This window comes from Erysipelothrix sp. strain 2 (EsS2-7-Brazil) (genome assembly GCF_016617655.1).
GTDB classification, from domain to species: domain Bacteria; phylum Bacillota_I; class Bacilli_A; order Erysipelotrichales; family Erysipelotrichaceae; genus Erysipelothrix; species Erysipelothrix piscisicarius.
Genome location: NZ_SCFT01000006.1, coordinates 49,428 through 73,960, shown reverse-complemented (window position 1 = coordinate 73,960; position 24,533 = coordinate 49,428). Strand labels below are relative to the sequence as shown.

Sequence of the window (24,533 nt, the reverse complement as noted above, 5' to 3'; positions counted from 1 at the left end):
AAGTTTTCAATCGTTGAAACGTATTTTCAATGCATCTTTTAAATCATAAATATCTTTGGAACTCATAAACACATAAACTGCTGGTCCAAAGGATTCAAGCAGGTCCAAATCTTGATCATTTAAATCAACAACATGACTGCCTTCTATGCGATCTTGAAGGTATGTAATATCAATATCAATTCCTTCTTCCGCATCATCGATACTTGTGAATGGACATAAACACACCTCATCCGCAAGGCTTAGCGCTTCCGCAAACTCATCTGCGAAATAATACACACGTCCTACACGATGTGGTTTAAAAATACCAACAATTTTACGATCCGGATAACGTGTTCGTGCTGCTTCAAGTGTTACACGAACTTCAGTTGGGTGATGCGCATAGTCGTCAATATAGACATTCTCTTTACCCGTTTCGATGACAAATCGGCGTTTCGCACCGGTAAAGGTTTGAAGACCTGCTTCAATATCGCTGGGTTCAATGCCTTCATAAAGCCCCACTGCAATCACTGCAAGTGCATCCAAAATCATATGATCGCCTACAATTGGAAGGGTAAATCGGTGAACATGCTTACCATCCACCTCAACATTAAAAATGCTGTGAGTGGTTGTTTTCTCAAGTTCGGTTGCACGAATTTTATTGCCTTCACCAAAACCATAAGACCACGTTTCCACATCGAATGTTAGGTCTTGGTAATGTGGATCATCACCCCAGACAATGATTAACGATTCCACATTCTGAGCAAACTCCTTAAACGCTGATAAATAATCATCAACCGATTTAAAATAGTCCACATGATCAATCTCGAAATTTGTCATAATCGCAATCTTAGGTTTATAGGCTAAGAAATGACGACGAAACTCACATGCTTCTACCGCAAAGTATTCATCATCACGCTGCAAATCTCCGCGTCCATCACCGATAAGATATCCAGTTTCTTTGGAATAACTCAACATATCACGTAAAAGTGTCGTTGTCGTTGTTTTACCATGGGATCCACTTACCGCAATGGTACGATAAGAATCCATAATCTTACCCAGATATTCATGATAACGATACGTCTCCACAGTTGGATTGGCTTTCGCAGCTTGAACCTCTTCATGATCATCTAAAAAGGCATTACCAATAATAACGACTGTATTATCTTTAATATTGTCTTTACTGAATGGAACGATTGGGATGTTTAACGCTCTGAGTGCATCCTCTGTAAAGAAATGACGATCAATATCAGACCCCATCACTTCATATCCCATTTTGTAACAGATACGTGCTAATGCTGCCATACCTGTCCCTTTAATACCAATAAAATAAATTGGTTTATTCTTCATGCTCATCAATTCCTTCTAAATAATCATACAGAGAAACTTGAACGGTTTCTCCTTTTCCTTCATTTGAAATAATATCATCAACACGTAAATCCATAAGGGATTCATCAATTTTACGTGTTTCTGCTTTTGACTCTTCTTGAACTTTTCCATACATTGGACTAATAACTTCCGCAACAGGCACATGCTTTGATGGATACTTCTTTTTGGGAATATCCAATGGCTCTGAAGGTTGTGAAGGGCCTCCGTACATAGGACTGATAATATCTTTTCGTTGGTATTCAAATTTTTTGACTTCCAATTCGGATGTGCGTGCTGCTTTAGCGCGCTCCATCTTACGTTTTGCAAGGTCATCATCAGCCGTAATCATGCGTGATTTACGGTTTAACTCACTGGTTGTATTCGCTACCTCGTCAGGAGTCATATCAGTAATAGGCTTTTCACGTATAACAGTTTCTGTTATATCAACATGTTCTGTTACGATTTTGGGCTTTTCTACAATTTTCTTTTCTTTGGGAAGAATTGGTTTCAACTCAGGAATTTCCACTTCACCAACATGATCAGAAATTTCTTCTTCAATAACAATTTCTTCTTCTTTAAATAAAACTGATGCTAAACGACGAAACATGATATTACCTCTACCTTTCTATCCTACTCCGTTTTTGGAGCTGTCTTATCAATTATATCCGAGATTGCTCCAGATTCTGGTATCGCATGCTCAAAGAATTCTTCATATCGCTCATGATATGTAATAATATCTTTCTTTGAGAAATCTTGGACTACTAAATCTTCATTTACGGTAATGCTTCGCATTGTCGTAAACATTGATTGCACAATCATATCCATATTGGCATCATTCACAATTGCCATCATATCAACTTGACCATTCTCTAAGACTACAGCTTTGTTTTTTTCGAGATCAACGATGCTAAAGATAAAATGTTGTTCCTTATCTGAACCGTCTACATAAGTCCCCGTTGTCCGGTAGGACACCGCTTCTTCTTTGATTAAGGAGGAAAATTGAATTTTAGAATCTTCTTTTTGATCGCCTTTTTCTTTTCCCTCAGTATTTTCTGAAATTTCGGTATATCGTTTCGCTACAATATTCGCAACATCCAAATCAAGCATGATGGGTTTACGATCAATTTCATAAAGCGTTGAAATCTGTGTTGATTGTTTAATCCCCACATCAGGCAATAAATAATAACGATAGTATTTTTTATTATGATTTGTCGCCTCAGGCATTGGTCGACTTAATGCACTCTTAACAAGGTCATCATAATTTACCGCTGCTGGTGTACAACCACTTACAAGAAGTAACAGTACCAATGCAGTCATTAACTTACGCAATGACATCACCCCATGTCTTCTTATCAATAAAGTGTAATAACGCTTCACGTGCCGCTAAATAATCATCCGTATCCAAAATTGAACTGGATGTATGAATATTACGTGCACATAAGCAACATGTTAACGTTTTAACCCCTGAATTTGATTTGTGTACAGCCCCTGCATCCGTCCCACCTGGTGAAAAGTAATATTGGTGCTTAATATCATGTTCTTTACAAATATCCACAAATTTATAGATCAAATCTTTTGTCGCAATCATATTACCATCCATTACACGAACCAAGACACCACCACCCAGTTTCCCGATAGCTTTTGAATCTAAAGCATCATTTGCAGGCGAGCAATCAAGAATAATGGCAAGGTCGGGTTTCACAAGGTTTGCGACCGTCTGTGCACCACGCAACCCAACTTCTTCTTGAACACTACATCCAACATAGAGGTCATAATCCAATTCTTGGTCTTTTAATGCTTCAAGTAAATCCAAGCCCATTACACATCCATAACGATTATCAAATGCCTTGGACAAAAGACGTTTCCCTTTGTTTAATACATTGAATTCACCATCAACCACAACCATATCACCAACTTGAATACCCATCGCATGTATTTCTTCAGGTGTTGTAGCCCCAACATCCACAGTCATTTGAGGAATTTGAATTGGTTTTAAACGATCCTCAGCTGAAAGCATATGAGGCGGTGTAGCACCAATCGCACCATTATAAACCTCACCATGACGTGTTGTCACGCGTACACGATGACCTAAAAGCACTTGACTAAACCAACCGCCAACAGGATGAATCTTTAATACACCGGTCTCAGTAACTTCTCGAACTAAAAATCCAACCTCATCCATATGACCTAAAACCAAGACTTTGGGTGCATTTTTTTTCTTACTTCGACGTACCGCAAGAATACTTCCTAAGTTGTCACGGAGAATTTCATCCGTATAGTTTGAATATTCGTTAAATAAATATTGAGCTACTTGATGTTCATGACCACTCACTCCATCAAGTTGTGTTAAGGTCTCAAACCAATTTAATTGTTTTTCATTCAACATTATTTTTTCCTCCAAATCGCTCTAAAAATCGGTTGTCCCATTTCGTGGAACTTACGTTCATATTCAGTAAATGGATCTTCATGTTCATGACTTCTAAAATCAACATCCACCTCCACAAGTTCAAACTTATGTTGGCCAACACTCACAAGTGAATAGTTAAAAAGACCCACATTGTCTGTTTTCATCCAAATCTCGCCGTTTTCCGATAAGACTGAATAATATTCATCCAATTTATCCTTATACGTCAAACGACGTTTTGTATGACGCTTCTTCGGCCATGGATCACTAAAGTTTAAATGAACCACATCCACTTCACCGGGCGCAAACATATCATTCAGATTCTCGGCGTCACCATAAATAAACTTCTTATGATCTCCAGGATTGTTTTCTAATTTTTTCAATGCAATCGAAGAAGCCGTAAAATCACGCTCCATCGCAACAATACCACGATCTGGATAAAGGGCCGATAACTGATGCCAGTAATCGCCTTTCCCCGAACCAATCTCTAAATGAAGCAATTCACTACCGAGTGCTTCCTTCCAATTTCCTTTAATTGTTTCAAATTCTGTTACTGTGTAGTCTGCAAAAGTTTCAAAGACTTCTGAGCTCCACTCTTTTTTACGTAATCTCATGCAATCATCCTCATTTTAATATGTACATTGTACCATGCTTCAAGACTTCTTACCTCGTTTTTTACATTATTTTCATGAATATGTGATAAAATACAAATATGAAAAAGAAACTCACTGCAACGGGGATTATAGTTGAGTATAATCCCTTACATAATGGTCATGTTTACCATATTAAAAAGACACGCGAAATCACGAATAGTGATGTTTTAATTGCGGTTATGTCTCCCAATTTTGTGCAACGTGGTGAACCAGCATATTTGGATAAGTGGGTTCGTACCGAAGCCGCACTGGATGCAGGCGTTGATCTCGTTTTAGAGTTACCCACACTTTATACACTTCAAAGTGCTGATGTTTTTGCGTCAAAAGCGGTTGAAATCTTAAATCATGTACAAATTCAATCACTCGTATTCGGTTCAGAAACAAATATTTTACCAGCAGAACCACAGTTTGATAAACGTTTGCTTGAACAAGGTCACTCCTTTGCACATGCCGCAAACACATCAAACCACCAAGCCAATGATATTTTAGGGGTTTACTATGTACAAGCATGTCAAAAGTATGGCATTACACCCCTTACCATTCAGCGTACCAACACCTACCATGATCTTTCAATCACCGCTAATATCGCAAGTGCCTCAGCAATCCGAAAGGCCCATCACGAAGGCACATCGGTAAGCCATACAACACCCTTAAATCTTAATGCCTTAACCACCTATCGACTCGAAGAATATGAACCATACATACGTTATTTGCTTTCGGTACAATCATCAGAGACACTCAGTCAAAATTCACTCGTATCGGAAGGCATTCAAAATCTATTTATCAAACATCGACACTTACCCCTATCCGATTTAATTGATACATGCACCTCAAAACGTTATACACGATCACGGATCCAACGAACCTTGATGAATATCCTTTTAAATTATTCCAAGGATCTTGAACGTCCCTTAAAACAAGTGCGGGTCTTAGGGATGAATTCACGTGGTAAAGCTTACTTACGTCAATTATCCGATGAAGAGATTCCCTACACAACCCAGTTTAAACATTATCAGTTCAAAGATCTTGAACTGCGTGCCACCGAAGTCTACACCTTACCCAAAGATATAGCGACACAAAAAAGACTTCTTAAACAAGAAGTCTCCGAAATAATTATTAAAACTTAAGGGGTTTAATGACTTCCCATGGGAACCCATCGCGACCAAAATGACCGAAATTAGCGGTATTACGATAGATTGGACGTAATAAATCAAGTTCCGAAATAATATTGCCGACTTTAAAATCAAAGTTGGCTTTTATTATGTCCAAAATCTCTGATTCAGGACGTTTATGCGTTCCAAATGTATCAATATGAATCGATAAAGGATCAGATAAACCAATGGCATAACTTAATTGCAATTCAATTTTATCACAAAGCCCTGCCGCAACCACACTCTTAGCGACATAACGTGAGAAGTAAGCGGCTGAGCGATCCACTTTGGATGGATCTTTTGAACTAAAGCAGCCACCACCGATACGACCAAACCCACCATAGCTATCCACGACAATCTTACGACCTGTTGTACCACTATCACTAAAAGGACCCGCAATACTAAATTCACCACTTGGATTCACAATAAAACGTGTTTCTTCAGTAATCCATTTTGAATCAATAACAGGTTTGATTACAGACTCCATAATGGTGTTCTCGATGGTTTCGTGATCAATGCCTGCACGATGAGATGCACTCACTAAAACAGTATGCACAAACTTCGGTTCATTCCCTTCATATGCCACTGTAACTTGTGTTTTTCCATCCGGATAAAGCCAATCAATTTCTGATTTCGCATCACTTAAACGTTTTGATAAAGCATGTGCCAAATGAATCGGAAGGGGCATATAGTTTTCGGTTTCATTACATGCAAATCCAAACATAATTCCTTGGTCTCCGGCTCCCACATTTTCTTGGGAAACAACCGCGTTATTAATTTGAGATGACTGTTTATTAACCTTTACCATGACTTCATAATCTTCAGGATAACCAATATCTGCAATGACATCTTTCGCAACCTGTGCATAATCAATCACTGCTTTTGTATTCGCCTCCCCATAAATTAAAACAAAATTATCTTTAATGGTCGCTTCTACTGCCATTTTAGAATTGGAATCTTGTTTTAATGCTTGATCTAAAATTGCATCGGCAATTTGATCACACATCTTGTCCGGATGACCATCCGTAACACTCTCTGATGTAAAATATACTAAATTCATACTAGCCTCTTTTCTAACGACATAAAAAAAAGTCCTAGCAACAACACTAAGGCTCAGAAATACATCTATAGCTTCTTATCGTTGTTAGCTGTACCACCTTGCACTAGCAGGTTGGTATGAGGTTAATGAGCTAACTCTCTACCTCAACTCTTGATAATCGTGCCTATATCTTAAACTAATTGATCCCAAAATGCAATGAAAATCATGCAATTTATCGGTACTTATGCAAGACCCATCAACAAATATAAAAAGGAATAAGCATAAATGCCTATTCCAGAGGTTTCTGACGATAATTTCCTTCAATACGTTCTACAGATGAAATCTCAATAAACGCCTTTGGATCTGTATGCGTAATCGCATCAATGATGCATGCAAGTTCAAACTGATTCACAACAATATAAAGAACTGCTTTGTATTTTTGTTTAAACATCCCAATACCATCAATTTTGGTAATCCCATGACGTGTAACAGCCATTACCGCCTCCGATACTTCCGTAGGGATATCGGTAATAATGTGTAAACTCGACAACTTATAGCGATCATGATAATGATCAATAACCTGTGTCGATACAAATTGATAAATAATTGAATACAACGCAAGCATCCAACCATAAACAAAGCCTGAATAAATCAGTAACGTAATATTGAAATACATAATCTTATCCCACATTGGCTTATTTTTAACCATGGAATAATAGATTGCGACAAAATCCGTACCCCCTGCAGAACCACCTACTTTTAAGGCAAATGACGATCCAACCCCATTCATGACCCCTCCAAAAATTGCCAGGAGGATCAATTGATCGTTCGGATCGACATTAGGCAAAACGGAAACTGTAGGTAATAATTCAACAAATAACGACACTAATCCTACGTGTAAAAAAGATAATGCAAGGAAACGACGACCGAGTTTTTTCCATACAAACATCAACACAATAGCATTAATGAGGAAGAACATAATTCCATAAGACAATTCTATTCCAAATAATCGACTGCTCTCTTTCAGTAATAAGATTGTTAATCCACCAGCTCCAGCGGGAATTAAATTCCCGGGACGAACAAAGGTCTTAATTGCCAGCGCTGAAAACAACGCACCAACAACAATTCCAACGATATGTTTGGGTTTAATTAACCTTAAATTTTCCATATTTATCATAACTGTACTTTGAGTACATCCCTTCTTAACTCTAAATTGATAATACCACATTTTTATAAAAACCCAATCAATCAATCCCTATTTTTGAAAATCCATGATAAAAACTATGTGAATACACGCACAATCGCAAGCAGATATAAAAAAAGAGGTTGTCGTCTAATCACAACAACATCCTTCACATCCTTCATCTTCATCTTCTTCAAATTCCAAATCATCACGCGCTATTGCTACACAATCAATCGAAATCTTGGCATTTTTAGGCAAACGTGAGACTTCAACACAGCTTCGCGCTGGATAAGGATATGAAAAGTAAATTGCATACATTTGGTTCATCTTATCAAAATCTTCAAAATCGGTAAGATAAACGGTCGTTTTCACGACATCACTTAAACTTAAACCGCTGGCTTCCAAAATATGTTCCATGTTTTCAATTGTTTGAATTGTTTGTTTCACAATATCTTCCGCAACAACATTCGCTTCCGCATCAATGGGTAACTGACCTGAAACATAAAGCGTCTGATCAATCAGTAATCCCATTGAATACGGACCTACAGATTTCGGACCGGATTCGGGACGGATTTGTTTTCGAACCATGATGTATGCCTCCTACAATAAATCGCGATAGTACTCGTCGATTTCTTCATCTTTCTTAAAGCGTTTATTTAATTTGAAGTAACCCACAATCGCACCAACGACGATAATTAGAAGGCTTCCTAAACTCAAAAACCCATTTAAATCTTCAATCATCTTTGTCACCTCATTTCTTATATTATAGTTTAATGGTTTTTTGAATTCAACGAATCCGCACCATGCATGTTTTGTTCTTTATTCATTAAAATCTTTTAAAAAGTCTTTTCCTTTTAATACCTCATGCGTCGCTAATTCTGGGTATCCGACTTGACGTAATACCTCAAATACACAAATCGCTACTGTATTTGAAAGATTCATACTGCGCGCATTGGGAGCCATGGGAATTCGAAAACAATGGTCATAGTTTTCTTTTAGAATTGATTTAGGAATCCCCGTACTCTCCTTTCCAAAAACAAGATAAATATCTGTTTCTTCAAGAGCCGCATAGTCAAAGTCGCTGTGAGTATATTCGCCATAACGAGTAAGATAAAACACGGGACCGTTCACTGTCTCTAAAAAACTTTCCCAATCCATATGACGTGTTAAGACTAAGTCATCCGAGTAATCCATTACACTTCGTTTAACGCGTTTCTCATCTAAGATAAACCCGAGTGGTTCAATTAGATGAAGTGCAGCACCGCTTGCTACACATGTTCTCATAATATTACCGGTGTTCTGAGGAATCTCCGGTTCGTAAAGCACGACGTGAATCATATTTAACCTTCCAATCTAAGCCAAAATAGGCACCGCCCATAAGGGCAAACAGCGCTGCTGTGGCAGCAAGAATCTGATAAACAAGCCCCATAAAAAAAGGTTCGGGAACCAAAAGTATTAATCGGTCCACTCGAGGATTTAAAAGCCATAAATCATTACTAAAGACAATATTGTGGAAAGTAAGCCAGAACGTATCAAAATCCAAAATCGCAATCATTCCTATCGTTCCCAAAATCATCAATAAAATCATTAATGATGAGCCGAGGACATCACGATTAAGAACGAGATCAAGATAATCACCTGAACCCAAACTTACCACTATCATCATTGCCACAAAAATCATCCCTAAATTACGAAACAACATCGCTTTTTGATATAAAACCTTTACATCTTTCATATGCTCTTGTTCACGTTCATTAAACATAGGAACCGTTTCTCCGTTAATGACAACCGTCTGGGACAAGCTCGGTTCGCGATCTTTTAGATAATTTAACAGTTGCACCGTAACATCTTCCAATTCAGTTTCAGTAATTCCAATTTTTTGTGCTGTTTGATCACGTTTATAAAATGTTTCATACATCCTTCTGTTAAAAGACAACAAATCAATTGCTGTAATCATCATACAAATAACAAAAATCATCACAGCGAATCCGTAACATTTTCGCTTCATGATTACCCCCTTAAATAATTCAAGAGTAATTGAACTGCACGACCACGATGCGATATGTTGTTCTTATCAGCGCGTGACATTGTACCAAACGATTGATCTGAGCCTTCCGGATAGAAAATCGGATCATAACCAAATCCTGTACCATCATTTTGAATCGCACCGATGACCCCCTCAACAACACCTTCAAAAATCTCATCACATTCAGGGCCATACAAGGATATCGCACAATGAAAATGAGCACTGCGATTTTCTACACCTTCAAGACGTTTTAGTATTTCATTATTTTTTAATTCATAAGATGTATCCTCACCCATAAAACGTGCTGATTTCACACCAAGAATATCAGGCAGCGCATCAATCACTAAGCCTGAATCATCTGAAATTACTGTTAGGCCCGTTTGTTCAGATAAATATTTTGATTTAAGACGGGCATTGCCTCGAAATGTTTCCTGATTTTCAATTACAGCATCCATTGAAATGCCATAATCCTTTGCACTAAGTACAGAATAGCCTAAAGGTTCTAAAAGTTCGCGAAACTCTCGAATCTTTCCTTCATTATGGCTTGCAATTAATAGTTCCATAGAATACCTCCAAGTCTTATGAAATTATAACACTTATGCTATAATTACACTATGAAAATTCAAAAAACCATTGTACAGATTTTAAATGAAGCACCCCTTCAGATAGAACACATCGAGACTGGGCTTACGAATGATAACTACCACGTAAAAACCAAACACTATGATGTGGTTTTAAGAATGCCAAAACCTGAAAACCAAGGCTTGTTTGACTATCACCATGAAGCGTCTGTTCTTAATCTTTTAAAAACGACTGAACTGGAACCGCATTTGTGGTATTTCGATCCCAAAACAGGAATTAAATGTGCCGATTATGTTCATGGCGCACAAACTTTCTCGATTGAATATCTTGAACGTGCCGCAAAGCTTATGGCTTCACTCCATAAACGTCATCTTAAGTCTGCAAAAATCTTCAGTATCAAAGCGCATTTTGAATTATATTGTAGCCGTATTCAAAATCCCTATTATCATCTAGATTTTGTTGAGAATCTAATGAATCAAGCAGACCACTATACTCATGATGATCCGATTTTATGTCACAATGATCTCGTTCCTGGTAATTTTTTATTTACAGATACGCACGATTATCTTATTGATTATGAGTATGCTATGGATAACGATCCCTGTTCAGATGTGATGTCCTTTATCACAGAAAATGACATTATCGATCACGAGACCCGAAATCGCTTTTATATAGCCTACTTTGGTTCTTTACCCGATGCAGCACTACAACATAAGCTTGATGTCTTTGAAGTCGCTCATAACGCGTTATGGTGCGCTTGGGGGCAAATGATGTTTGAGTCTCATCAGCAACCCATCTATCAAGAAATTGCTGATTTAAAGTATCAGCGGCTCTGTGAAGCATATCAAAAAACAGCACACGCCAACGTTTAAAAGGTGTGTGTTGTTTTTATTGATAATAAAAAAGATCCCGAAGGATCTAATTAATTTCATATAACTCTTTAAAGAATTCATTAATTTCCGCAATGGAATCGATGAGTTCTTCTTTATCTTGTAGATGAAGTAGCAGTCGGTCAGACATCGCTTCATGAAATTGATTATGAATTTCCATAACCGCTTCACCTTTATCCGTCAAACGGAGTCGATAAACACGTCGGTCGTTCTCATCTTGTTCACGAAGAACATAGCCTTTCTGACTTAATCGATTGATTGTTGTTGTTAAAGTGCCCTGTGTTATTCGAAGCGCCTCCGCAACATCCCGCATCATTTTCGATTTGCTTTTTTGAATGCTTTCAAGTGCATGAATTTCCGTCATAGATAATCGAACACCATGAACACGATGATATCGTTCTTCTAATATTAAAATTTGATTAAAAATATCCACCAATAATTCATTAATTACTTTACCAGCATCATCTCTCATGATTTATTATTTTTCTAAAGCTTTTTGAGCTTTTCCTACTAAAGTTGTAAATCCTTTAGGATCATGGATAGCAATTTCTGATAACATTTTACGGTTAATTTCAATGTTTGCTAAACGTAGACCATGCATTAATTGGCTGTAGCTCATGTCATTGAGACGAGCAGCAGCATTAATACGTGTGATCCAAAGTTTACGCATTTCGCGTTTTAATTGTTTACGGTCACGGTAAGCATAACGTTGTGAACGCATAACTTGTTCATTAGCTGTACGGTAAAGTACATGTTTTGAACCATAGTAACCTTTCGCTAATTTTAATGTTCTTTTACGGCGTGCACGTGACGCTACTGAATTTGTTGATCTTGGCATACTAATTCATCCTTCCTTAATCTTGTAACAAATGCTTGATGCGTTTGTAATCGCTCTTAGAAACTAATGTAGCTTTACGTAGTTGGCGATTTTGTTTGTTTGTCTTATGTCTAGCAAAGTGAGAAACATAAGCTTGTTGTCTTTTTAATTGTCCTGTTCCTGTACGTTTAACACGTTTTGCTAAAGTACGTTTTGTTTTCATTTTAGGCATAACTGGCCCTCCTCTTATAAACTATTTCTTTTTATTTGGAGATATTACTACAGACATTGTATTTCCTTCGAGTTTCGGACGTTTTTCAACGGATCCTAAATCTGAACATTCCTCGATGAAACTATCCATTGTCTTTCGTCCAACCTCTAAACGAGTGATAAGACGTCCTCTAAATCTCATGTCAACTTTAACTTTGATTCCTTCTTCTAACCATTTACGAGCATGACGTAACTTTGTATCAAAGTCATGTTGATCAATAACTGGTGATAAGCGAAGTGGTTTAACCTGCGTAACATGTTGATGTTTTTTCGCTTCTTTCGCTTTCTTTTGTAATTCAAAACGATAGCGACCGTAATCCACGATTTTACATACTGGTGGGTTTCCATTAGGCGCAACACAAAGCAAATCAAGATTGTGCTCATAAGCTTTCTCTAACGCTTCGCGACGCATAAGGATACCAAGTTGTTCACCTTGAGGCCCAATAACAAGAACTTCTTTAAAACGAATTGCTTCGTTCACTAAATCCTCGGGTCCTTTTGGCTTTTCATTTCCATATCTTCTACTAATAAAATTCACCTCCTTGTGGTGTAAACAATAAAAAATGTGTCTCATTATAGGAAACACACTCAAAGGTATAAATTAATAGTGACCTAAGCTTATTACCTATGAATGAATCATCAGGTGAGAAGTGTGCTTCTACTTTCTTATTGCTTGGTAAGTATATCACGGTCATATCAACATGTCAATGAAATACTCAATAACAGCTCCGGAAACAAAGTCCACAAAGCGTGAATTATTAGCCAACATATTATACATTTATTTTACGATTCTGCCTATACTTATTTTAAATATAATTTTTGAAAAGCCGACAACGAAGAAACGCACCCAGTGGGTGCGTTTCGTTTATTCAGAATCTTTCTTTTTATGAACAATCTCTAAGTGTAGCTCTTCAAGTTGTTTATCAACGGCAGGGGATGGCGCATTGGTTAATGGACAACGTGCTGATGCATTTTTAGGGAACGCAATAACATCACGAATTGTATCCGAATGTGTTAACGCCATCGCAAAGCGATCCAATCCAAACGCAATACCACCATGTGGTGGTGTACCGTATTTAAAGGCATCTACAAAGAAACCAAAACGTTTTTGAATTTGTTCTGGCGTAAAGCCAATAATTTCAAACATTTGTTCTTGTAATTCTTGACGGTAGATTCGCATCGATCCACCTGCAATTTCAAATCCGTTTAATACAAGGTCATAAGCCTGCGCAATAACTTTAAGGGGGTCAGTTTCTAAGAGTGCTTCATCCGCTTCTCGTGGTGCTGTAAATGGATGGTGACGGGCAATAATAACGTCCTCATCCATTTCAAACATTGGGAAATCCACAACCCAGCAATATGCAAATGCATCTTCAGGAATTAACTGATAATCTTTAGCAAGTTGAAGTCTAAGTGCCCCAATTGCCGTACATGTGTTTTCCCACATACCACTTCCAATAAAGACAACATCACCGACTTCTAAATCATATTCTTGAATCATTTGAAGGCGTTCTTGTTCATCGATAAATTTAGCTGCACCACCGGTGAAACCTTCTTCTTCAACTTTCAAGACGACAAGACCTTTTAATCCGTTTTTCTTTACAAGATCTGTGTACTTATCCATGACTTTACGGGTCATCGATTCAGCCTGTCCCTTAAGGACAAGACCTTTCAAGACACCACCCTCTTTAAGGGTATCACTGAATACTTTAAACTCACTCAGCATAAAAATTCGATTAAAATCTTGAAGATACATTTCAAAACGCATGTCAGGCTTATCGGAACCATAAACATTCAATGCATCTTCAAAGCGAATTTGAGGAATACGTGGTTTTTCAAGGTTTAATACATTGACCATCACGTTATTCACAATTTCTTCAATAAGACTCATAAATTGTTGTTGATCCAAAAAGGATGCTTCAATATCGACTTGGGTGAAGTCTAACTGACGGTCAGCACGCAAGTCTTCATCACGGAAACAACGTGCGACTTGGTAATAACGCTCAAGGCCACCAATCATGAGTAATTGTTTAAATATTTGCGGTGATTGCGCAAGGGCATAAAATTCCCCTTCATGAACACGGGAAGGAACAAGATATTCACGAGCGCCTTCTGGTGTTGATTTGGTAAGCATTGGCGTTTCAACATCAATAAATCCCATCTCATCAAGGGTACGACGCATCTCCGTGACAATACGTGCACGGGTAATTAATTTATTTTGCATCACAGGACGACGCAAATCAAGATAACGATACTTTAAACGTGTTTCCTCCAATGCATCGGTTTCATCCGCAATAATCATTGGTGTTTGTGCTGCTTTATTAATAATTTTAACGTCAGTTACATCGATTTCAATATCCCCTGTAGCCATCTTAGGATTTTTGTCCTGACGCTCACGAACCGTTCCACGAACCGCGATGACAAATTCATTCTTTAATTCTTGAACAATTGGATATTCATCATGATTCACAACTAATTGAACCAAGCCACTTCGGTCTCTTAAATCAATAAAATTAATGGACCCAAAGTTACGACGTTTCGCAACCCAACCAACAAGTTCCACATGTTCCCCAACATGTTCAATTCTTAACATTCCATTATGATGTGTTCTTTCCATTATTTAGCTCCAATCCATTTTCTAACTTGTTCCACAACATCGGTCTGTGCAACACGACATTGTTCTTGTGTTTCAATATTTTTTAAGGTTACTGCATTTTCCGCAACTTCATCACTCCCACAAATCATTGCAATCTTCGCATTAAAGCGATCTACTTGTTTAAATTGTGCTTTCATGGATTTGTTGTAGTAATCCATATCCGCATCATAACCTGCTTCACGTAATGTTTCGACCATCTTAAACATTGATGCATTTGCTTCACTTCCCAAAGGCATCCCAAAGACGTCAATGCGATCTTCTGTATCAAATTCAACGCCTGCTAAATCTGCATACAGGAGTAAACGTTCTAATCCCATCGCAAATCCAATCGCATCCACAGAAGGTCCACCGAAGTATTCGACGAGTTTACTATAACGGCCACCTGCAAAAATTGTTGATTGCGATGCAGCTTTAGGATCTGTAGAAATGAGTTCATAAACCGTGTGATGGTAATAATCCAAACCACGAACCAAACGAGAATCAATTTCATATTCGATTTGTTGTTCATCAAGTGTACGTTTTAAAGCTTCAAAGTAATCGCGTGAAGCATCGTTTAGATAGTCATGATTACATGGAGCCGTCTTCATGGCTTCATGGTCTTGATCTACTTTACAATCCAACATTCTTAATGGATTTTGCTCGTAGCGACGTTGACAATCCGCGCACATTGTTTCTAAATGGCCACTGAAATGATCACGCAATGCTTTTTTATATGCATCTTGTGACGCTTGATCACCCAATGTGTTTACAACAAGTTTAAACTGAGTAATTCCAACTTCTTTTAATATATTAATTCCAACGAGCATGGATTCAATATCGATATATGGATTTGCTTCCCCTAAAAATTCAACACCAAATTGGTGAAAAATTCGCAAGCGTCCTGCTTGGGGTCTTTCATAGCGGAAATTTGGTGCAATATAAAAGTAACGTTGCAGCGCCCCACCAGTTGCATACAGTTTGTGTTCAACAAAACTTCGAACTAAGCCCGCAGTTCCTTCCGGTTTTAGTGTAAGCGATCGGTGACCACGATCTTCAAACGTATACATCTCTTTATTCACAACATCACTACCATCATTGCCTCGCGCAAATACATGCGTATGTTCAAAGATTGGCGTGCGCATTTCAGTGATATGGTAACGATCACACATATCTCGAGCAATGCGTTCAATATATTGCCACTTTTTAGCCTCTGCTCCAAAAACATCTTGTGTACCGCGAGGTGCGCGATAATTTTCTGACATAATTCTACCTCCTATAGTATATAAAAAGGTGCTACCAAGGACGCTATTCGCGTGGTACCACCTTTGTTGTTTACTTAATCTCTTAACGCGAGTCACGACAATTTCTACTGATTCAAAATTGTATCTCCCATGTGTCCCATTCCTTTATTGATATGCTTTTCACCAACCAGCATTTCTCTACCATCAAACCAGAATTTAATCATGATCATTGAATATGATATTACTTTAACACAATCGAACTCGAGATGCAATTACAATGTGATGCGATCAACACGAATCACACTATCAACTTTTCGCAGATTCGCAATCAATGTTTTCAAGTGATCTGCATCCCGTACAACAGCGCGCATCGTTGTGGTCGCATGAATACGATCCTCGTTGATTTCTGAATTAACAGCATTCAAACGCACTTTAAGCTGTGAAGCAATGGTGATGATATCTGTAAGCAAGAAGTTACGATCCGTTGAGAGAATTTGAAGCACTGCTTCATACTCCCCTTGTTCATGATTTTCTTCCCACTGCACTTCAATGAGACGGGCTGTTTCATGGGCAATGTTTGGACAATCCTTGCGGTGTACCTTAACACCACTCCCCTTTGTAACATAACCTACAATTTCATCGCCATAGACTGGATTACAACAATTGCTTAAACCAATCATCATTGAATCAATTCCGGAAACACTAACGCCAGATTTACTGGTTGACTTGCTTTGTTGCGTTGCACTGCGAGCAACCACTTTTTCAACCTTACTGTTTTCATCATTGATGTTTTTGTTAAGGTCTAATTTTTCAAAAAGAGCAGGAAAGGATAGTGATTTAGAAGCAATCGCATACATTAAATCGTCAAAAGAATTTACTGAAAACTGACTGTATACATGTTCAAATCGTTTTGAAGCCTTGAGTTCCTTCTCATCGATACCACGACGTTTACATTCTTCTCTAAACATAGACTCGCCTTTATCCACAACTTCTTTGCGGTTATCCATTTGTTGTTTTAGAAGAAAGTTACGAATTTTATTTCGGGCATGCGTTGTTTTGACTACTTTCAGCCAATCTTCACTGGGTGTCGATTGCTTCGATGTCTTAACCTGAACAACATCCCCCGTTTTAAGGGGTGTATTTAAAGGTACTAAGGTCCCGTTGACAATAGCACCAACGGTTTGATGTCCGACTTCGGTATGCACTCGGTACGCAAAATCAATTGGCGTTGCACCATTTGGCAAGCCAATAACGCGACCTTTGGGAGTCATCACATAAACATTTGCCTCAAAAATATCTTTTTGAAGCACATTCATATAGTCTTGTGCATTTTCATCCACACCTTCGGTAAGGATATTGATATCTCTAAACCATGAAAGGCGATCTTCAATTTCTTTTTGATTTGCTTCTTGATTGGTGTTGCCTTCTTTATATCGCCAATGCGCTGCAACCCCACGCTCCGCAATTTCATCCATTTGTTTCGTTCGAATTTGAACTTCAAAAATAGCGCCCTCATCACCAACGATTGTGGTATGAAGGGATTGATACATATTCATTTTCGGCATTGCTATATAATCTTTCAAACGCCCTGGTATCGGGCGATAATTCGCGTGAATATGACCCAGAATTTCATAACAATTTAATTCGGTTTCGGTAATAATTCGGATTGCAAGTAAATCTAAAATTTCATCAAAACGTTTATGTTTGGTCGTCATTTTTTTATAAATCGAATAGAGATGTTTAGAACGCCCAAAAATATTAAAACGAATATTATTCTCGAGCAATAGCTCGGCAATATCTTCAATCATGCGTGTGACCTGTGCATCGCGTTCTGCTTTACGATCATCCACGAGTCTTGCAATCTCATAATATTTATCACGGTGAAGATAACTGAAACTTAAATCCTCGAGTTCATTTTTAATTTCACCAAGACCCAATCGATGGGCAATCGGAGCATAGACATCTAAGGTTTCTGCCGCAATCTTTTTTTGTTTTTCTGGAGTATGATATTGGAGCGTTCGCATATTATGGAGACGGTCTACAAGTTTAATAAAAATAACCCGGACATCTTTTGCCATCGCAATAAAGATTTTACGATGATTTGCCGCAAGATACTCCTTCTCATCTTTAAATTCAATATTTCCTATTTTGGTAACACTTTCCACCAGTGTTGCGATTTCTTCATTAAATTCTTCTGCAAGTTCTTCTTTACTTACATCACAATCTTCAATTACGTCATGCAACAATCCTGCAGAAATGGTGGTTGGAGACATGCCTAAATTTGAAAGGATATAACCCACGTGCAAAATATGAACAATATACGGTTCACCACTTTTACGATATTGACCTGAATGCTTCGCTTCCGCAAACTTATATGCATGCGTAATTAATTCAATGTTTTCAGGTGATGTAATATATTTTGACGTCTCTTCGAGTATCATATCAAAACTAATATCTTGAAATTGTCTCATCGGCTACCTCCAAATTTGTGAAAAGAACGAAGGGATCTTCGTTCTTAGTATTGCATAATTGTAAAGACTTCATAGCCTTCAAGTTTGTCGCGACCATTTAAATCTTCAAGTTCAATAAGAAATCCACATCCTACAACTTCAGCACCCAATTCTTCAATAAGTGCTACCGACGCTTCAACCGTTCCACCAGTAGCAAGTAAGTCATCGATGATGAGCACTTTTTGTCCTGGTTTTACACCGTCTTTATGGATATGAAGTTCATTGGAACCATATTCAAGATCATATTTGTAACTTACCGTTTCACGAGGTAATTTACCCGGTTTACGAACAGGAACAAACCCAATATTCATTGCATAAGCAACTGGACACCCAAAGATAAACCCTCGGGACTCCGGTCCTACAATAACATCTGCACCGACTTTACGGGCAAAACCTTCAAAGAGGCGCGTTGCTTCCGCAAAAGCTTCACCATCGGCCATTAAAGGGGTAATATCTCGAAACTTGATGCCTTCTTTAGGGAAATCATCAATTGTTGCAATATAGTTTTTTAAATCCATAACATCCTCCAAAGTACATTATTTATTATATCATAGTTTCTTCTTTTTCTTGTACTTATTAAAATAGAAAAAACCACTTCCTCCAATTATTGTTAGGACAATAATGAGTAACGAGATAATGATAAAATGATCATCGGTTTTCGCAAGCTTATTGAATGTAATCACATAGTCATTATTGGTTACCGAAAATTTAAGTCGATCTTCATTGGATACAGAGACTTCTTGATTGGTAAACTCAAGATCGTTTTTGTTAGTACGTTCATAGATAAAATGCATCTGGGAGAACGTTGACTCAATCAATTTCGCAGACAACTCTACGGTCGTCCCTTCACCAAATTGTGATTGATTCGCAAAAACCAACTCAAAAGCCCGCCCTGATAACTGTTCATACAAGGGTGAACGCTCTGTGATTTGGATGATTTTAAATCGTAAATCCACATCATGTGGATAGGCACCTTGAAAATTATAGATGATTAGAGGTACGTTACGCTTATCAACCAAATGAATGGATAATGTTTTATCCGTTAAGGCGCTCATGACTGCTTCAGAAACAACAAAGGACTCTAGGTTTGCCATATCTTTTTCTAATAACACATCATCCAGAACCAATATCACTTCTGAATGATCACGAGCTTCAATAAACTTCGTTAAGATTTCATCCGGTAATGTAAGCGCGTATTTTTGATTATCTGCCTTACTAAGATTATCTGTAACGAGAACCAATCGATCGCCATCTTCTTTATCAACCTTCAGTTTGATAATATCGGCACCGGATTCTGTTTGCTTTGATTTAACTGTAACCTCAAGTTCAGCATGATGTTCACCAATTGTTGCGGTAACTTTGGTTTTACCAATTTTCTTTGCAACCAAATGATCTCCGATAACTTCCACAATACCATTATCTTCCGAAACATAACTTGCATTGCGTGAAGTCGTTGTATCATAAGGTACAAAAATAAGATCAGGGATTGCGACTTCATCTTCCAAAACAATGGTGAGATTTGAAGGATTAAACTCAATATCACGTAAAGGAATGGTTACGGTAACTTTCACACTGGATGTAATGGTTCCAATCTGCGCAGTTATCGTTGTCGTCCCCGCAGATTTCGCGGTTACCTTGCCATTTACAACATCCGCAACGGCCGTATTCTCAGATGACCAAATAATGCTTTTATCTTTCATGGCGTCATTGCTTAAGGTATATTCAAGTTCATATTCAAATCCACGGTTAATATAAATGTCTTCATTTTTAAAATTGATGGTTCCATCCAAAACATTTACTTTAACACTGATTTCTTTCGTATAAATTTGTTCCCCATCCACTGCAACAATAGTGATGATGGACGATCCCTTTGAAAGCGTTGTAAGCAAGCCTTTTTCCGACACACTTACAATATCTGGATTTTCACTTTTAAAGGATACCGTCGCTTGCTTGCTCAGCCCTTCTAAGGTGTAATCAATTTGCATGCTTGAATTTTCATACAAATCATATTTGGTTTGTTTAATTTTTATTGGATCTTTAACAACTTCCGTATCATCTTGCGATACCGCAACACGATGCGTAGCAGGAGGAATCTTATCCGCAATGGGTTGCTTATTAATTTGTGGATTTGGCCCAATACCACTCAGAAGTAATACTGTGGCTAAAAATGTTTTAAACATAACATGCCTCCTCATCAATATTTCTATCATATCATAAGTTATTCAAAATCTTCTACGAACAATACATTTTTTGAACGACTGTCTAAATCTAATGTTCCAATTAAACTGCGTGCAGCTTGCAATTGATATTTTTGATATTGTTGGGTAAAAAATACTGCTTCATCAAATGGAAACCCATTAAATGCATATTTAAATCCATATCCATTAAGATTGTATAATTGAAAATCACGTGGGATATCAATGCGCATTAACGGCAATTTAAAACCTTCACCAAAGGGTTCTAGATGGCGTAACTCATCCAAAGCTGTTTGAGTGATCCAAGCCGGATCAATGGAAAGCACGGTCTCATGACGTCCTTCAAACGCTCCAAAATCGGTTACAACCTGATTAACATCTGCTCTAAAAGCATCAAAGGTTGCTTTGTTTAAAGTCATTCCGTATGCGAAATCATGGCCACCCATGGCCACAAAGTAATCTGAATGAACTTCAGTAAAAATATCTTGAAGTGAGAACGTCATGCTTCGAGCACTTCCTTTTAATACATTATCATATTCCGTAAGAACAACAGTTGGTTTCATGGTTTCTTGTGCAACTTGGTTCGCAACAATACCGAGCAACCCTTCATGGAATCGCTTATCAACAATAATTTGAATGGGATCATCATTAACCTGAGCCATGGCTACTTCTTTCAATGCTTTTCCTTGTTCTTTACGGTAATCATTAAGTTTGAATAATTGTTTGGCATATGACGTAATTACCGATTCATCCGGTGTTGTAAAGTATTGGACTAAGGTATTCACATTCGCAAGATCACCCAAGCGTCCAACCGTATTGATTTTTGGAATTGCTTGAAATGACAACAGTTTTGCGGAGTAATGCGTAAAGCGATTTCGTTTAACTAACGCATCAAATTGCAAGAATTGATTTTGATTCAATGCCTGAATTCCGTTACGAACAAGCTCACGATTTTTACCCCAAAGCGGCATTACATCCGCAACCGTAGCAGTGCATGCCAAGGCAAGCATGTATGAATCACTTAAACCCATGCATTCCGCAACACAATATATGAGTCCACTGGCACACATTGATGCTTCATACGGACTGCATACGTCGGGATGTAAAAACGCATCAGCGGTGACGGGTTCATCAATGATATGATGATCAACCACCGCAACACGCATTCCTAACGCTTGCGCATACGCAATCTCTTCATGAGCCTTAACCCCGTTATCGATAATTAAGACATCCTTGTAGCCCCGTTTGTGAGCCATGGTTATGGTCTCCTTTGAGACCCCGTATCCTTCTTTAAGTCGATTTGGAATATAATAACCGACTTCAAGATTACATTTTTTTGCTAAGAGCACCGCAATACTTGTTGAAGAAACACCATCACAGTCATAATCGCCACAAACAATGAGTTTAGTAGCACGTTGATAGAAATCAATGATGGAATCGATGGCCTTATTGGAAACAATACGGTCTGTTGGATTGAATAATTCCTGTAATTGAGAGTCCGTTAAGTTCATCGTTTTAAGCGTTTCTTGTACAAGGGGTGATAAAGCGTTAGTCATATCGTTCACGTTTGTGTACCCACCTTTTAATTAACCAAGCAATACAATAGAGGATGATTAAAGCTAAATAAATCGCAAAAACCATCATCATTAAAATCGCAATCATTTCAACCGTTATTGGAACCGGAATAATTATTAGAATCGGTGTTGAAATAATCGCAAATAAAATGAGATTAAGCATCAATGAGTCCATAAACTCCGATTCAAACAAATCTAAATTAAAAAATCGATTTAAGGAATATTGAGAACTGTAATAACATCCAATGATTAATGGAATCGTCCAGACAATGTAAACCGTCTCTCGACTCCATTTAATATGATAAACCATCGTTAAGAAGACAAAGAGCATTGAGGACAACACACTTAAAATTGGAATCAAGATACTCCGTTTAAATCCAAAAATACAACTTACCATAATCCATGATGCAAGAATAAACACACCTAAGGTTAGATAGAAATCGACATCTTCCAGAGGAAATAGATTCTCATGGGTATCGTAATAAGTTCCCTTAACATTAAATTTCGTCTTAACCCCACGCGCAGCAGCACCCAATTGTTTGGAGGTGACATTTTCATCAAAATGAATCCATGTGTCGCCCTGTTCGGTTACCTCATAGCTTAATTGATTATCAAAAATTCCCACTTCATAAAGCGTCGCTTGAAGTTCAAGGTATGCCGTTGATCGCGCATCATTCATAATTAATACATTTTGATTTGCAAAATCCCAACCCTTGTGTAAATCAATCCCCTTGGGGATCGCAAACAGGGTACTTAATAGCAAGACTGCAAGCATAACTGACACAGTGTTTTTAAATAATGCATGGGTAGGTTGGGTTATTTTTAAAACATTAATATTTTGAAAATGGATAAAACTCGATGATTTTGGAATTTTTAATAGGAATCGTTCAAATACAAAATTAAATAATAGGAATTGTATTAAAACAATATAGCCTAAGAAAATCATGTACCAGCCGGTACGAACAAGCCCATATCGATTCAAAACGACCGCAACAAAACCAAAAATCAAATAAAATGCGGAATGAAGCAACGATACACGAATGTGTCGCTTACGGATATCTTGACGCGACTCCACAACCTCATGCAAGGTTAAGCCTTCAGAGTCCACTAAATACATCTGTTTTTGGTAAACAAGCATCATAAAAGAAATCAAGACTGAATACCAGAGCGATTTTGTAAACGGATAACCAAATAACGAAACTAAAAGCAGGGATAACATCACACCAATTACGATTTCCATCCCTGCAATCCATCCAAAAAACCGAAACCTAAAACAAAAATAACCGACCGTTAAGGCCATAAATAAAACCAGATACAAACTAATAAAGCTCTGAGTACTCATCAATTTTGTAACCGATCCAAATGTTCCTGTATTCCAAACCACTAAATCTGATACATGAGCATCAATACTATTAACAAGGTCGGTTATATTTTCGACACCTGAAAAGGATAACGCATAGTGATTTGAATCAATCACACGTTTACGCCATTCACGATTATTGCGTGTTTGGTTTGAAAGAAAGTTGTTTAAGCCCGTACGATCTTTTGTTTCAACGATTAGACGAACATCGTGACCAAAGCCCAAACCCGTATTTAATCTCCCAACCGTCGTAAGCGTCAAAAAACCTACCAAAACAGTAACAATGATTACAATAAACGAAACTCTTAACTCAGCTTTTGTTTTCATTGAATCTCCTCATCCTCAAATAAATTCTGATAGTCTTCAAGAGATGATTTTAACCCATTGATTTTAGATTCCGTCGCAAGCCACCTTACAACATCTTCATCCGTCGTTTTAAAAATATCATCGGCTAATTCACTTAACCGAGATGGCTCTTTATGACGCCATACATAGGTTGTAAACATGCGGTACAAATCATCATATGAAACGCCTTCTAATCCATTATTATGTATTTGACGAAGTCTTAATGTTAGTAACAATTTAAATTGTTGTGTATTATCATCTTTCATACATTCACCTCGCCTCATCATGTATATGATACACGAAAAACACAAAAG

General features: G+C 37.7%; 26 protein-coding genes. 2 read left to right on the top strand and 24 right to left on the bottom strand.

Translation table 11 applies throughout. The features are described from left to right. Positions 1 to 6 precede the first annotated feature (6 nt). Genes murC through trmB form a run of 5 tightly spaced genes read right to left on the bottom strand, consistent with a single transcriptional unit; the run spans position 7 to position 4,362 of the window. Positions 7 to 1,332, bottom strand: coding sequence for a UDP-N-acetylmuramate--L-alanine ligase (gene murC, locus EPJ90_RS04325; RefSeq protein WP_125164676.1), 1,326 nt, complete (start codon positions 1,330 to 1,332; stop codon positions 7 to 9). Beyond that, positions 1,316 to 1,951 carry a hypothetical protein gene (locus EPJ90_RS04320; RefSeq protein ID WP_161636626.1) on the bottom strand — a complete coding sequence of 212 codons (636 nt, stop codon included), beginning with the start codon at positions 1,949 to 1,951 and terminating at the stop codon, positions 1,316 to 1,318. Before EPJ90_RS04320 ends, murC begins: the two co-directional genes overlap by 17 nt. Positions 1,952 to 1,974: 23 nt before the next feature. Beyond that, a complete protein-coding gene (locus EPJ90_RS04315; protein WP_125164678.1) occupies positions 1,975 to 2,679 on the bottom strand; it encodes a hypothetical protein in 705 nt (234 codons plus the stop codon). Further along, positions 2,666 to 3,730, bottom strand: coding sequence for a M42 family metallopeptidase (locus EPJ90_RS04310; RefSeq protein ID WP_200542711.1), 1,065 nt, complete (start codon positions 3,728 to 3,730; stop codon positions 2,666 to 2,668). The genes EPJ90_RS04315 and EPJ90_RS04310 overlap by 14 nt, the downstream gene beginning before the upstream one ends. Next, complete coding sequence (gene trmB / locus EPJ90_RS04305) at positions 3,730 to 4,362, bottom strand: tRNA (guanosine(46)-N7)-methyltransferase TrmB (RefSeq protein ID WP_161636628.1); 633 nt, start codon at positions 4,360 to 4,362, stop codon at positions 3,730 to 3,732. Before trmB ends, EPJ90_RS04310 begins: the two co-directional genes overlap by 1 nt. A gap of 98 nt (positions 4,363 to 4,460) precedes the next feature. Here trmB and EPJ90_RS04300 point away from each other — a divergent pair, with 98 nt between their 5' ends. Then, positions 4,461 to 5,528: a tRNA(Met) cytidine acetate ligase gene (locus tag EPJ90_RS04300; RefSeq protein ID WP_200542710.1), complete on the top strand. Its 1,068-nt coding sequence runs from the start codon at positions 4,461 to 4,463 to the stop codon at positions 5,526 to 5,528. Here the strand turns inward: EPJ90_RS04300 and metK are convergent. The 7 genes from metK to rdgB form a co-directional block, all read right to left on the bottom strand. Then, positions 5,518 to 6,612, bottom strand: coding sequence for a methionine adenosyltransferase (gene metK, locus EPJ90_RS04295; protein WP_125164682.1), 1,095 nt, complete (start codon positions 6,610 to 6,612; stop codon positions 5,518 to 5,520). The two genes, EPJ90_RS04300 and metK, sit on opposite strands and share 11 nt — an antisense overlap. A gap of 268 nt (positions 6,613 to 6,880) precedes the next feature. Then, entirely contained in the window at positions 6,881 to 7,759 is an 879-nt protein-coding gene (locus EPJ90_RS04290) for a YitT family protein (RefSeq protein ID WP_228410300.1), read from the bottom strand. Positions 7,760 to 7,924: 165 nt separating this feature from the next. After that, a complete protein-coding gene (locus EPJ90_RS04285) occupies positions 7,925 to 8,362 on the bottom strand; it encodes a RidA family protein (protein WP_125164683.1) in 438 nt (145 codons plus the stop codon). A 12-nt stretch (positions 8,363 to 8,374) separates the two neighbouring features. Then, complete coding sequence (locus tag EPJ90_RS04280) at positions 8,375 to 8,515, bottom strand: hypothetical protein (RefSeq protein ID WP_003773197.1); 141 nt, start codon at positions 8,513 to 8,515, stop codon at positions 8,375 to 8,377. Between the two features lie 78 nt (positions 8,516 to 8,593). Beyond that, a complete protein-coding gene (locus EPJ90_RS04275) occupies positions 8,594 to 9,112 on the bottom strand; it encodes a tRNA (cytidine(34)-2'-O)-methyltransferase (RefSeq protein WP_125164684.1) in 519 nt (172 codons plus the stop codon). Then, on the bottom strand, positions 9,063 to 9,782 hold the full coding sequence (locus tag EPJ90_RS04270) for a TIGR01906 family membrane protein (RefSeq protein ID WP_161636630.1): 720 nt from the start codon (positions 9,780 to 9,782) through the stop codon (positions 9,063 to 9,065). The genes EPJ90_RS04275 and EPJ90_RS04270 overlap by 50 nt, the downstream gene beginning before the upstream one ends. Positions 9,783 to 9,784: 2 nt before the next feature. Further along, entirely contained in the window at positions 9,785 to 10,363 is a 579-nt protein-coding gene (gene rdgB / locus EPJ90_RS04265; RefSeq protein WP_161636631.1) for an RdgB/HAM1 family non-canonical purine NTP pyrophosphatase, read from the bottom strand. 51 nt (positions 10,364 to 10,414) lie between these two features. Between rdgB and EPJ90_RS04260 the strand changes: the two genes are divergently transcribed. Further along, on the top strand, positions 10,415 to 11,254 hold the full coding sequence (locus EPJ90_RS04260) for a phosphotransferase (protein WP_200542709.1): 840 nt from the start codon (positions 10,415 to 10,417) through the stop codon (positions 11,252 to 11,254). Between the two features lie 46 nt (positions 11,255 to 11,300). Here EPJ90_RS04260 and EPJ90_RS04255 read toward each other — a convergent pair whose 3' ends face one another. From EPJ90_RS04255 to EPJ90_RS04200, 12 genes are all read right to left on the bottom strand, one after another. Then, positions 11,301 to 11,744, bottom strand: a complete 444-nt coding sequence (locus tag EPJ90_RS04255; protein WP_161636633.1) for a MarR family winged helix-turn-helix transcriptional regulator — start codon at positions 11,742 to 11,744, stop codon at positions 11,301 to 11,303. A gap of 6 nt (positions 11,745 to 11,750) precedes the next feature. Next, positions 11,751 to 12,110: a 50S ribosomal protein L20 gene (rplT, locus tag EPJ90_RS04250; protein ID WP_003773184.1), complete on the bottom strand. Its 360-nt coding sequence runs from the start codon at positions 12,108 to 12,110 to the stop codon at positions 11,751 to 11,753. Positions 12,111 to 12,126: 16 nt separating this feature from the next. Beyond that, the gene (gene rpmI, locus EPJ90_RS04245) at positions 12,127 to 12,321 is read right to left on the bottom strand and encodes a 50S ribosomal protein L35 (protein ID WP_125164690.1); all 195 of its coding nucleotides are present in this window, start codon (positions 12,319 to 12,321) and stop codon (positions 12,127 to 12,129) included. A gap of 21 nt (positions 12,322 to 12,342) precedes the next feature. After that, positions 12,343 to 12,897: a translation initiation factor IF-3 gene (gene infC / locus EPJ90_RS04240; RefSeq protein ID WP_125164691.1), complete on the bottom strand. Its 555-nt coding sequence runs from the start codon at positions 12,895 to 12,897 to the stop codon at positions 12,343 to 12,345. Between the two features lie 327 nt (positions 12,898 to 13,224). Further along, positions 13,225 to 14,976 carry an aspartate--tRNA ligase gene (gene aspS, locus EPJ90_RS04235; RefSeq protein ID WP_200542708.1) on the bottom strand — a complete coding sequence of 584 codons (1,752 nt, stop codon included), beginning with the start codon at positions 14,974 to 14,976 and terminating at the stop codon, positions 13,225 to 13,227. Continuing rightward, a complete protein-coding gene (gene hisS / locus EPJ90_RS04230) occupies positions 14,976 to 16,256 on the bottom strand; it encodes a histidine--tRNA ligase (protein ID WP_200542707.1) in 1,281 nt (426 codons plus the stop codon). Before hisS ends, aspS begins: the two co-directional genes overlap by 1 nt. A gap of 251 nt (positions 16,257 to 16,507) precedes the next feature. Continuing rightward, positions 16,508 to 18,706, bottom strand: coding sequence for a RelA/SpoT family protein (locus EPJ90_RS04225; protein WP_161636636.1), 2,199 nt, complete (start codon positions 18,704 to 18,706; stop codon positions 16,508 to 16,510). A gap of 44 nt (positions 18,707 to 18,750) precedes the next feature. Next, a complete protein-coding gene (locus EPJ90_RS04220) occupies positions 18,751 to 19,263 on the bottom strand; it encodes an adenine phosphoribosyltransferase (protein ID WP_003773173.1) in 513 nt (170 codons plus the stop codon). Between the two features lie 30 nt (positions 19,264 to 19,293). Continuing rightward, complete coding sequence (locus tag EPJ90_RS04215; protein ID WP_200542706.1) at positions 19,294 to 20,925, bottom strand: Ig-like domain-containing protein; 1,632 nt, start codon at positions 20,923 to 20,925, stop codon at positions 19,294 to 19,296. A 38-nt stretch (positions 20,926 to 20,963) separates the two neighbouring features. Next, positions 20,964 to 22,496: a single-stranded-DNA-specific exonuclease RecJ gene (locus EPJ90_RS04210; RefSeq protein WP_200542705.1), complete on the bottom strand. Its 1,533-nt coding sequence runs from the start codon at positions 22,494 to 22,496 to the stop codon at positions 20,964 to 20,966. Continuing rightward, the gene (locus EPJ90_RS04205) at positions 22,489 to 24,201 is read right to left on the bottom strand and encodes a hypothetical protein (RefSeq protein ID WP_161636638.1); all 1,713 of its coding nucleotides are present in this window, start codon (positions 24,199 to 24,201) and stop codon (positions 22,489 to 22,491) included. Before EPJ90_RS04205 ends, EPJ90_RS04210 begins: the two co-directional genes overlap by 8 nt. Then, positions 24,198 to 24,485 (bottom strand): post-transcriptional regulator, encoded by a 288-nt coding sequence (locus EPJ90_RS04200; protein WP_161636639.1) that lies wholly within the window; start codon positions 24,483 to 24,485, stop codon positions 24,198 to 24,200. The genes EPJ90_RS04205 and EPJ90_RS04200 overlap by 4 nt, the downstream gene beginning before the upstream one ends. Between the last annotated feature and the right edge of the window lie 48 nt (positions 24,486 to 24,533).

Bases quoted from the DNA above. Each gene is read 5' to 3' on its own strand.
- murC (WP_125164676.1), bottom strand. From the start codon at position 1,332: ATGAGCATGAAGAATAAACCAATTTATTTTATTGGTATTAAAGGGACA.
- EPJ90_RS04320 (WP_161636626.1), bottom strand. From the start codon at position 1,951: ATGTTTCGTCGTTTAGCATCAGTTTTATTTAAAGAAGAAGAAATTGTT.
- EPJ90_RS04315 (WP_125164678.1), bottom strand. From the start codon at position 2,679: ATGTCATTGCGTAAGTTAATGACTGCATTGGTACTGTTACTTCTTGTA.
- EPJ90_RS04310 (WP_200542711.1), bottom strand. From the start codon at position 3,730: ATGTTGAATGAAAAACAATTAAATTGGTTTGAGACCTTAACACAACTT.
- trmB (WP_161636628.1), bottom strand. From the start codon at position 4,362: ATGAGATTACGTAAAAAAGAGTGGAGCTCAGAAGTCTTTGAAACTTTT.
- EPJ90_RS04300 (WP_200542710.1), top strand. From the start codon at position 4,461: ATGAAAAAGAAACTCACTGCAACGGGGATTATAGTTGAGTATAATCCC.
- metK (WP_125164682.1), bottom strand. From the start codon at position 6,612: ATGAATTTAGTATATTTTACATCAGAGAGTGTTACGGATGGTCATCCG.
- EPJ90_RS04290 (WP_228410300.1), bottom strand. From the start codon at position 7,759: ATGGAAAATTTAAGGTTAATTAAACCCAAACATATCGTTGGAATTGTT.
- EPJ90_RS04285 (WP_125164683.1), bottom strand. From the start codon at position 8,362: ATGGTTCGAAAACAAATCCGTCCCGAATCCGGTCCGAAATCTGTAGGT.
- EPJ90_RS04280 (WP_003773197.1), bottom strand. From the start codon at position 8,515: ATGATTGAAGATTTAAATGGGTTTTTGAGTTTAGGAAGCCTTCTAATT.
- EPJ90_RS04275 (WP_125164684.1), bottom strand. From the start codon at position 9,112: ATGATTCACGTCGTGCTTTACGAACCGGAGATTCCTCAGAACACCGGT.
- EPJ90_RS04270 (WP_161636630.1), bottom strand. From the start codon at position 9,782: ATGAAGCGAAAATGTTACGGATTCGCTGTGATGATTTTTGTTATTTGT.
- rdgB (WP_161636631.1), bottom strand. From the start codon at position 10,363: ATGGAACTATTAATTGCAAGCCATAATGAAGGAAAGATTCGAGAGTTT.
- EPJ90_RS04260 (WP_200542709.1), top strand. From the start codon at position 10,415: ATGAAAATTCAAAAAACCATTGTACAGATTTTAAATGAAGCACCCCTT.
- EPJ90_RS04255 (WP_161636633.1), bottom strand. From the start codon at position 11,744: ATGAGAGATGATGCTGGTAAAGTAATTAATGAATTATTGGTGGATATT.
- rplT (WP_003773184.1), bottom strand. From the start codon at position 12,110: ATGCCAAGATCAACAAATTCAGTAGCGTCACGTGCACGCCGTAAAAGA.
- rpmI (WP_125164690.1), bottom strand. From the start codon at position 12,321: ATGCCTAAAATGAAAACAAAACGTACTTTAGCAAAACGTGTTAAACGT.
- aspS (WP_200542708.1), bottom strand. From the start codon at position 14,976: ATGGAAAGAACACATCATAATGGAATGTTAAGAATTGAACATGTTGGG.
- hisS (WP_200542707.1), bottom strand. From the start codon at position 16,256: ATGTCAGAAAATTATCGCGCACCTCGCGGTACACAAGATGTTTTTGGA.
- EPJ90_RS04225 (WP_161636636.1), bottom strand. From the start codon at position 18,706: ATGAGACAATTTCAAGATATTAGTTTTGATATGATACTCGAAGAGACG.
- EPJ90_RS04220 (WP_003773173.1), bottom strand. From the start codon at position 19,263: ATGGATTTAAAAAACTATATTGCAACAATTGATGATTTCCCTAAAGAA.
- EPJ90_RS04215 (WP_200542706.1), bottom strand. From the start codon at position 20,925: ATGTTTAAAACATTTTTAGCCACAGTATTACTTCTGAGTGGTATTGGG.
- EPJ90_RS04210 (WP_200542705.1), bottom strand. From the start codon at position 22,496: ATGACTAACGCTTTATCACCCCTTGTACAAGAAACGCTTAAAACGATG.
- EPJ90_RS04205 (WP_161636638.1), bottom strand. From the start codon at position 24,201: ATGAAAACAAAAGCTGAGTTAAGAGTTTCGTTTATTGTAATCATTGTT.
- EPJ90_RS04200 (WP_161636639.1), bottom strand. From the start codon at position 24,485: ATGAAAGATGATAATACACAACAATTTAAATTGTTACTAACATTAAGA.